Raw genomic sequence first — 8,535 nt, 5'->3', positions numbered from 1 at the left:
GTCTCTTTTCTTCGTTCATACAACTCCCGATGCTCCGGCACATATCGTAAATGCTCGGCTTCTTCATTATCGAACAGTGCCAGGCACTGTTCTCCAATTATGTTGTATTTATTTTCTCCTTTGTAAAGAAGGATAGCTATGAAAACTTGTGAGTTTAGTTAGTTTAATTATCTATCACCTCAATCTTTTCTGCACCAACCTGTAAAATTTTAGACTCTTGCACAGGTGGGGTATACCAAACTCTAATTTTTTGACCAACATTTATATTCTTATAATATTCCTCATCAACATAGAATAAAAAGCTATCATGATTAGCTGCATATTTAAGTATTTCGTCCTGAGACATACTACTGATATCCTCTTTGGTAATATCATTAATAACCAATAGTCTTTTACCGTTATACTCTTTCTTTAACGCTACATACCCTTCAAATAAAACAAAATCAGATGATTCTTTTCCTGTTTCATTCTTAGAACAAGAAATTAACAATAATAGGATTGGAAACCAAAGAAGTTTCTTTTTCATAGCTACCCCCTGACCAGAACTAATAGAGATTAGTTTTAGTATTAAAAAACAATTTCAAAAAAAATCAAAACGCTCTATAAAATCTAATAAAACTTTTAGTCAAATCTTACATTTGTATCACTTATATATAGAGAAGCTCGCAGAAGGAGTAGAATACATGTTCATTACATCAGTGATTTTTGTGAATAAACCATAGGTAGGATTTGTACTTCCATCAGGACTTTCCCCACCAGAATGAATACCATAAATTAAGAATGCATAAGGATCAAACACGATGGCTCCACTGTCACCACCAGATGAATAATTCAAAATGCCTGTATTATTATCATTATTAATCTTTAACAATTTTTGACTTCCATACTGGTCACCAGCATAGTCTACATATTTATAACTAGTACTTTCAAGGTAGCCACATGTAACCCCAGTTGTATTCCCTGATTTACATAAATACATACCGCTATAATAATAAGTGCCTATGCCCTCGATTCTCTTATCATAGTCGTCATTGTCTTCTGCATGCCAATAAAAATAATTTGTTACATACCTTGGACTCAACTCGTTTGTGCTATCTAGTAGAATTAAACCGACATCAATTCCATTCCAATTGCCTACGGTATGATCTGTACCAACGCGTACATCATATTGATAGGCTCCACTTTTATCACCATTTAAACAGTGACCAGCTGTAATAAGAAAGTATCTAGAATCTTTTTCTCCTATTCCTGCTGAAGTACAAACTCCAAAAGGATCTCCATAATCACTTAAAGCTATTCCTCCTCCTAATTTTGTCCAGTTTCTCTCTCTTGAAATTTCTGGATGAGCTGATATTCCTTGTTTAATAACCAAAATGTCTCCAAATTGATTTTCAAAATGTTTTTGTATATGTTCTGATATTGACTCTACCTCAAGAACAACTTTTCCGTTCACTTCGTCAACACTAACAATAGTAGTTTGTTCTGCTATTGACTTTTCTTCTTTACGCTTTTCCAAATCTGCTTGTACTTTTTCTGCAATTTTAATCAAACTACTAGTGCTATAGTCAATTTTTTCCACTGTACTTTATTGCTTGATGAAACAGATTTAATTTTTTCCTTAAATTCTTTTATCTTACTATCCTCTTTATTGATTCCGATAACAATAGAACCATCTTTTTTGAGATAGAGGGTTCCGTATTCATAAAAAGACTCTACACTACCAAAAATATTTTCTATTGACCTATGTACTTCTGCCAATTCATTATTTTGAGTTTCTAATACCGGTAATGCAGATTCAGGAACCATAGATAATGGTTCTTTGCCAATATTAGTCGCACCTACAGAAATAGACGGGAATAAGATAAGGAACGAAATAAAGATAGTAAGCAAAAATTCTAATTTTCTTAACATAAAAACACCTCTCATATTTTTTTGAAAAATATTTAATATATATAATTTTAATACAAATTATATTATTTTTTCATAAATAAATTCAAGTTAAATTAGAAATATTATTAAAATTTTCTCAGCTAACCAACCTTCATACCTTGTAGAGTAATCACATCTTAAAAAACGATATGGGTAAACTGTCATGGCGAACAGTGCCAGGCACTGTTCGCCTGGAGTGAAGTGACCCTGTCTACTTGACAGGGGTCACTTCAAAGAAGGATTTTCTTTATTTTAAATATTTTAAAATAACATCATAACAAGTATTTTTATAAAACTCATGAAGATGATCTTCATCACACATTAACCACTGAATGAGGCATCCATCAATGATCGAGCGAATCATTTTTGAAGCTGTATCCGCCTGAATGTCTGATGAAAATGTTCCTTCCTCTTGTCCAAGCGCAACAATGTCGCGTCCGATTTTCCAACAGTTTTCGTAAAACTTAAGATTAATTTGCCGATATTGTGGATTTCGGCTGGCTTGTGCGATAAAGTCAAGATACACTTTATAAAACTTTTTATTCTTTTCTGGGTCGATAAACACCGAATGAATGTATGCCTCTAACTTTTCGATCGCCGTTGTTTTCTCGCTAACTGCTTTATGCTCATGTTGATAAATCCGATCCGTCACCCATTCCAGCAAGCTTAAAAAAACATCTTCCTTATTTTCAAAATAATAATTCGTAACCCCTTTGCTTACAGCGGCATAATCCGCGATATCTTGCAATGTCACCGTTTCGTATCCTTTATCGGAAACCGCTTGAAAAGCAGCCCTTAAAATTTGCTCTCGCCTTTCTTCTGCCTTTTTCTTCATCCAATCCACCCCTCAAACTTCGATCATAACGACATTATACATGAATTTTTGATAAAAAATATTTTGACCGGTCAGAATAATTTTGTTATCGTTATAGGTAAGAATATGAAAAAACAAAATGGGGGATGTCAAGTGGACCAATTCAAAGCGCTAGTAGTGAACAAAACGGAGACAGATTTTACAGTGAATGTGAAAACCGTCTCCATGGATGACCTTCCAGAAGGAGATGTTGTCATTAAAGTTGCTTATTCCAGTGTCAACTATAAAGATGGATTAGCATGCATTCCAAATGGAAAAATTGTGAAATCGTATCCATTTATCCCTGGTATCGATCTCGCCGGTATTGTCGCCTCTTCTAAGGATCCGCGCTTTAAAGAAGGAGACGAAGTCATTGCAACGAGCTATGAAATCGGCGTGTCACATTACGGAGGCTACAGTGAATATGCCCGCATTCCTGGGGATTGGATTGTCCCTCTTCCAAAAGGATTGACATTAAAAGAAGCAATGGCTTTAGGAACGGCAGGGTTTACGGCAGCATTGTCCATCCACCGCTTAGAAGAAAACGGATTATCCCCTGAAAAAGGAAAAGTGCTTGTAACAGGAGCCACTGGCGGAGTCGGAAGCATCGCGGTTTCCATGTTAGCCAAACGAAACTATCACGTTGTTGCAAGTACGGGCAAAGAAAGCGAACACGAATATCTGCGCAAGCTTGGCGCAAAAGAAATCATTTCTCGCGAAGAAGTCTGTCCAGAACAAATCCGTCCGTTAGATAAACAATATTGGGCCGCTGCTGTTGACCCTGTCGGCGGGAGAACTCTCGCCACGATCCTTAGCCGAATCCAATATAACGGCTCCGTAGCTGTCAGCGGGTTAACAGGTGGCGCAGACGTTCCAACAACCGTCTTCCCGTTTATCCTTCGCGGCGTCAACTTACTTGGCATTGATTCTGTCTATTGCCCAATGGAATTGCGAATACAAATTTGGGAACGAATGGCCAGCGACTTAAAACCGAATCAATTACTAGATTTGATTGCACAAGAAATCACACTTGAACAACTTCCTGAGGCATTATCGAATATCCTTAAAGGAAAACTACGCGGCAGAACGGTTGTAAAACTAGCATAGTTCAGTAAGAAAAAATCTATATAAATACAGGTTGATTTTCGGACATATGTAAAACAATTTGAGCACGCTTTTTATCTGACTTAAACTCTTTGTTTATGTCGATTTTTCAATTTGAGCTTATCACTAGCGTCGCATAAGTCCTTTTTCCATGAATACAAGACGCAAGTGAAGCTTCACGCTCGATTTTGTTTTTCGGAACTCTGCCCATTTGTGGTTCGTCAAATTCAGTAGCAACGTACTCGAATCAATGATTTTTAGTGACGTTGCCAGCTTTCTTCGCTATTGAGCGTACAACAGTCATTTCAGAAATGAAGCCATATAAAGCTTCTTTGTATAGTAATCTAATTGATAGGCTTTCACCATATCGTCAAATAAGTTGAAATGAATTGGTGAAAATCATTGTTCAAATGATGTTTTTCGTGTAAACTTCTCCATAATTGTGGATCCTTTATATTGGATTTGGATAGGGTTACTACCACCAAACCATTATAAAGGATTTTTTATGCAAAAATATAGTTGCAGAAAATTCAAATTTATTATGTCTATTGATATTTTTTATGCGACACTAGCGAATTAATTTCATATTTTTAAATTTTTATAAAAAATATTGAATGAATATAAAAATAATGATAGTATGATAATCATCTAACGAATAAACAAACTACCGTCTAAAATCATGCTGCATCATTTTATCATTAGAGGTGGGGGGGAATTGATGTGATTATCACAAAGGAAAACTTGAATCCGTATGAAATTGTCAAGAAGCAAATCGAAACAGCCGCAGCGAAACTAGGTTTAGAACTGCACATCGTTGAAGTTTTAAAAAGACCGATGCGAGTCCTCTCCGTATCATTCCCTGTCAAAATGGATGATGGTACCATCCGGGTATTCGAAGGATACCGCTCCCAGCATAACGATGCTTTAGGTCCTACTAAGGGAGGAATTCGCTTTCACCCCGATGTTACACTTGATGAAGTAAAGGCATTATCGATGTGGATGTCGTTTAAATGCGGTGTCGTTGGTCTTCCTTACGGCGGTGGAAAAGGCGGAGTCGTCTGTGATCCACGAACATTAAGCCCTGGAGAACTGGAACGCGTCAGCCGTGGATTTATCGAAGCCATTTCGCAAATCATCGGCCCAGATAAAGACATTCCTGCTCCTGACGTTTATACAAATCCGCAAATTATGGGATGGATGATGGATACATACAGCCGCATCAAACAATCTTTCTCCCCAGGAGTCATTACAGGAAAACCGCTCATCATCGGGGGATCGAAAGGAAGAAATGAAGCAACCGCACGCGGTTGTGTCATTACCATTCAAGAAGCGATGAAAAAACTCGGACGTCCGTTAAAAGACGCGACTGTCGCAATTCAAGGATTCGGAAACGCGGGAAGAATCGCTTCCAGACTGCTCTCAGAACTTGGATGCAAAATTGTCGCTGTCAGCGACTCCAAAGGCGCCATTTATGATCCGAACGGATTGGATCTAGGGAAAGTAGAATATTTGAAAGACCATCGCTCATTGCTTGACTACGGTGTGGAATATCAAATTGATCCTTCCGCTTTATTAGAGCTGAAAGTTGACATTTTAATTCCTGCCGCTTTGGAAAACGCGATCACATCAAACAACGCCGGTCGAGTTCAAGCGAAAATCATCGCTGAAGCGGCAAACGGTCCAATCTCTCCGGAGGCAGACCGCATTCTTGCTGATAAAAACATCCTCGTCATCCCAGACATCCTCGCCAATGCCGGCGGAGTGACTGTATCCTATTTCGAATGGGTACAAAACTTGATGAACTATTACTGGAGCGAAAAAGAAATAAACATGAAATTAGCGGACATTATGGTGAATAGCTTCCACGCCGTTTATGAAGCGGCGCAAGAATATAGTACCGATTTGCGCACAGCCGCTTACATTATTTCGTTAAAACGAATTACAGAAGCGATGAAAGCGCGCGGCTGGGTGTAATTCTAAAGTAGAAGCAACTTTGAATCGAAGCCTCGCTTTGAGGCTTCTTTTTTGTTCTGTCTCTTAGTTGATAGTAGCCGTTTCTCATATTGGATGTGTCCGCTTGTTCGATTTCGAGGAAATTTTTAATTTCTTCCCGCATAATCAGCTCTAATTTTTCTTTCACAAACTGACGAATGGCATTTTCCAGTTGATTTGCCCAGTCGATATTCGATATACTTTTAGACATAGGTAGGGTTCTCCTTTCTCTGGAATGTTTTTCGTCCAATCAGAGAATACCCTACCTTTTTCTTTTGGTCTAGCAAAATGCTTTACACAAAATTTTATACATCATCCCCCCCTTGCTAAAGAAACCGTTTTCATTCATACAAAAAATGAATCACTACGAATATGTAAGGTCATCTGATGACAAAATGACCTCAACGCCTCAAATTATATGATTGATTTTAAAAAAACTAAAAATCAAATTTTTTTAATATTTCACACCGATCCATTTCTTTGCAGAAACGCATGGCTGCTTCGAAACGTTTTCGCTGCTAATAAAATTTGCTCCATTTCTTGATAAATCCGCCCTGTAACTATATGTTTTGCACTTTCTCCCTTCTCCCCCATCAGCTTTCATGCTTCTTAATGATTTTGAGTGCTTCACGCTTGCTTAATGGTGCCAAATGTTCACTTTCTACGAAGCTTATCACACTTTCTGGATTTGTTTTCGAGTATTCCCGCAGCGCCCATCCAATCGCCTTTTGAATAAAAAATTCTCTTGAGTCCTTGCACATTCGAATATACTGATAAAGCAATTGTTCATCTGTTTCTTTTTTATATTTTAGTTGAAACAAGATAGCGGTACGTTGCAGCCACATATGATCAGACTGAATCCATTTTCTAGTATAATGTTCAATCCATTTCGGATGTTTTTTTAATATGGTTCCTATTATGTTTGTAGAAAGAGGGTCAACTGTATCCCACCATGACTTTGTGACAACCAGTGTTTCCGCTAGCGGTAAATGTTCATCGGATAACTTCTTTACTTCTTTCTCAAGCAAAGTAAGTGCGATATATTGAAATTCCCTTTCCGGCAGTTCCCAGAGCGCTAAAACCATTTGCGGCAACTCTTCCAAACGTGGTTTTCCATGCTCTTTTAAAAATTCTCTTAACAATGCATTTCGCTGTGGTGACCTAATGCCAAGAAAATCAAATTGGTCGCGCATATATTTTTTCATCGCTTTCGCATTTTCTTCATTTCGATGCTGGTTCATCCATTGTACCAATTGTCTTATATAAATATCGGCCATTGTTTTTCCTCCTAATGATCTCAACATTCTTTAACATGTTCAAGTCTCCCACCTCTAAACAACGTGTAGGCGGGAGAAGTTCATTCTCACCTCTTTAACAGTTCAAACAGTGACAGGCAATGTCCGTTGGAAAACCTATCATTTTTTTAATACTTCCATAACTGCAGTTTTTAATATTTGCACTCCATCGATTAAACAAGGATGATCAAACGTCATATGGGGATGATGCAAACCTGGCTTTAGATTAGCTCCTAGTCCTAACATAGCGGCTTTTAAGTGTGGTCTTTTAATGGTATAAAAGTGAAAATCATCACTTCCTGACGTTACAAGCGAAGAGACGCATCCACTTTCCCCAAATGTTTCGATAATCCCTTTTCGAAGCAAATTTTCCGCCTCTGCCGACACTTCTGCCGCTGGAGTAAAATCTATCCACTTATATGAGATTTCAGCTCCCATAGATTTAGCAGATTTTATGACGTTTTCTACCTTTTCCTTTATCTTCTGTAATAATTGATTGCTTTCCGCTCTTACATCTAAAGCAAACTGTCCATTGCCTGGAATAATATTAAAATTTTCGCCGCCTGCTTGACATTTTGTCATTTTTATTGAATAAGATTGCTGCGGAGAAAAACATATATTTTTTAATTGAAAGTTAATCAATGAAATAACATCAATCGCATTCACACCTTGGTGCGGCCTAGCACCATGAAAATCTGAACCGTATATATTGGCGACTAAAAACTCGGCCGCCCCGTGCCGAATCGATGGTGCGGCTTGTTTTAAGCGCAATTCTTCAATCGGACGCAAATGAACCCCAAACAAATAATCGGCATCGTCCACAACCCCCTTTTCCACCATTGTGATCGCGCCATTCCCCTTTTCTTCAGCAGGCTGGAAAATAAATCGTACCGTTCCTCTTTCCCAGTGGCAAGTTTTTAATTTTAAAATAAGTCCCATCACAATTGTCATATGCGCGTCATGTCCGCAAGAATGATTAGCCTTGAATTCGCCATCTACCTCTTGCCATAGAGCATCCATATCGGCGCGAACGGCAACGACAGGCTTTCCATTTCCCATTTCAGCAACAATACCTGGACAGTCATCAAAAACTTTATATGGAATCCCTTCCTTTTCTAAAAATTGTCTAATATAAACCGTCGTATTATATTCGTTCCAGCTCGTTTCAGGATGTTCATGTAAGTAATGAAAAATTTCTATATACATGCACCTTAAAACCATGACTTCTGTATGAACACCTTTTTTCATGGCTATACTGCTCCTAAATATTTCTATACAAAAGGAGCGGAATTGGCATGAAACGTTTGAAAATCACAAATGATCACGGTTGGACACCTCGAACACTTCGGAAACAAGAACGGA

At 38.0% G+C, this 8,535-nt stretch carries 9 protein-coding genes and 2 pseudogenes; 2 read left to right on the top strand and 9 right to left on the bottom strand.

The window, feature by feature from the left end; translation table 11 throughout:
- Positions 1–163: 163 nt before the first annotated feature.
- The 4 genes from BO219_RS13750 to BO219_RS13735 form a co-directional block, all read right to left on the bottom strand.
- Positions 164–526, bottom strand: a complete 363-nt coding sequence (locus BO219_RS13750) for a DUF3221 domain-containing protein (RefSeq protein ID WP_064213870.1) — start codon at positions 524–526, stop codon at positions 164–166.
- A gap of 117 nt (positions 527–643) precedes the next feature.
- Complete coding sequence (locus tag BO219_RS13745; RefSeq protein WP_143271313.1) at positions 644–1,579, bottom strand: S1 family peptidase; 936 nt, start codon at positions 1,577–1,579, stop codon at positions 644–646.
- The gene (locus BO219_RS13740) at positions 1,546–1,911 is read right to left on the bottom strand and encodes a hypothetical protein (RefSeq protein WP_077429951.1); all 366 of its coding nucleotides are present in this window, start codon (positions 1,909–1,911) and stop codon (positions 1,546–1,548) included. The genes BO219_RS13745 and BO219_RS13740 overlap by 34 nt, the downstream gene beginning before the upstream one ends.
- Before the next feature lie 265 nt (positions 1,912–2,176).
- Entirely contained in the window at positions 2,177–2,764 is a 588-nt protein-coding gene (locus tag BO219_RS13735) for a TetR/AcrR family transcriptional regulator (protein WP_077429950.1), read from the bottom strand.
- 132 nt (positions 2,765–2,896) lie between these two features.
- Between BO219_RS13735 and BO219_RS13730 the strand changes: the two genes are divergently transcribed.
- A complete protein-coding gene (locus tag BO219_RS13730; RefSeq protein WP_077429949.1) occupies positions 2,897–3,889 on the top strand; it encodes an NADPH:quinone oxidoreductase family protein in 993 nt (330 codons plus the stop codon).
- A 132-nt stretch (positions 3,890–4,021) separates the two neighbouring features.
- On the opposite strand, the pseudogene BO219_RS14930 reads toward BO219_RS13730, so the two are convergent.
- Positions 4,022–4,276, bottom strand: a pseudogene (locus tag BO219_RS14930) (hypothetical protein); the annotation flags it as partial.
- A gap of 324 nt (positions 4,277–4,600) precedes the next feature.
- Between BO219_RS14930 and BO219_RS13720 the strand changes: the two are divergent.
- Positions 4,601–5,860 (top strand): Glu/Leu/Phe/Val family dehydrogenase, encoded by a 1,260-nt coding sequence (locus BO219_RS13720; RefSeq protein WP_143271312.1) that lies wholly within the window; start codon positions 4,601–4,603, stop codon positions 5,858–5,860.
- 67 nt (positions 5,861–5,927) lie between these two features.
- On the opposite strand, the pseudogene BO219_RS13715 reads toward BO219_RS13720, so the two are convergent.
- From BO219_RS13715 to BO219_RS13705, 4 genes and pseudogenes are all read right to left on the bottom strand, one after another.
- Positions 5,928–6,089, bottom strand: a pseudogene (locus tag BO219_RS13715) (IS256 family transposase); the annotation flags it as partial.
- A gap of 251 nt (positions 6,090–6,340) precedes the next feature.
- Complete coding sequence (locus tag BO219_RS15060; protein ID WP_268915866.1) at positions 6,341–6,472, bottom strand: hypothetical protein; 132 nt, start codon at positions 6,470–6,472, stop codon at positions 6,341–6,343.
- A complete protein-coding gene (locus BO219_RS13710; RefSeq protein WP_077429947.1) occupies positions 6,472–7,155 on the bottom strand; it encodes a DNA alkylation repair protein in 684 nt (227 codons plus the stop codon). Before BO219_RS13710 ends, BO219_RS15060 begins: the two co-directional genes overlap by 1 nt.
- A gap of 138 nt (positions 7,156–7,293) precedes the next feature.
- Positions 7,294–8,394 carry a M20 peptidase aminoacylase family protein gene (locus BO219_RS13705; protein WP_143271314.1) on the bottom strand — a complete coding sequence of 367 codons (1,101 nt, stop codon included), beginning with the start codon at positions 8,392–8,394 and terminating at the stop codon, positions 7,294–7,296.
- Positions 8,395–8,535: the final 141 nt, after the last annotated feature.

Source organism: Anoxybacillus kestanbolensis, assembly GCF_001996285.1.
GTDB lineage: Bacteria > Bacillota > Bacilli > Bacillales > Anoxybacillaceae > Anoxybacillus > Anoxybacillus kestanbolensis_A.
This window is presented reverse-complemented; position numbering and strand designations above follow the sequence as displayed.

What these genes read in the sequence shown, in the direction of transcription:
- BO219_RS13750 (WP_064213870.1), bottom strand. Translation starts at nt 526, where the DNA reads ATGAAAAAGAAACTTCTTTGGTTTCCAATCCTATTATTGTTAATTTCT.
- BO219_RS13740 (WP_077429951.1), bottom strand. Translation starts at nt 1,911, where the DNA reads ATGTTAAGAAAATTAGAATTTTTGCTTACTATCTTTATTTCGTTCCTT.
- BO219_RS13735 (WP_077429950.1), bottom strand. Translation starts at nt 2,764, where the DNA reads ATGAAGAAAAAGGCAGAAGAAAGGCGAGAGCAAATTTTAAGGGCTGCT.
- BO219_RS15060 (WP_268915866.1), bottom strand. Translation starts at nt 6,472, where the DNA reads ATGGGGGAGAAGGGAGAAAGTGCAAAACATATAGTTACAGGGCGGATT.
- BO219_RS13710 (WP_077429947.1), bottom strand. Translation starts at nt 7,155, where the DNA reads ATGGCCGATATTTATATAAGACAATTGGTACAATGGATGAACCAGCAT.
- BO219_RS13705 (WP_143271314.1), bottom strand. Translation starts at nt 8,394, where the DNA reads ATGGTTTTAAGGTGCATGTATATAGAAATTTTTCATTACTTACATGAA.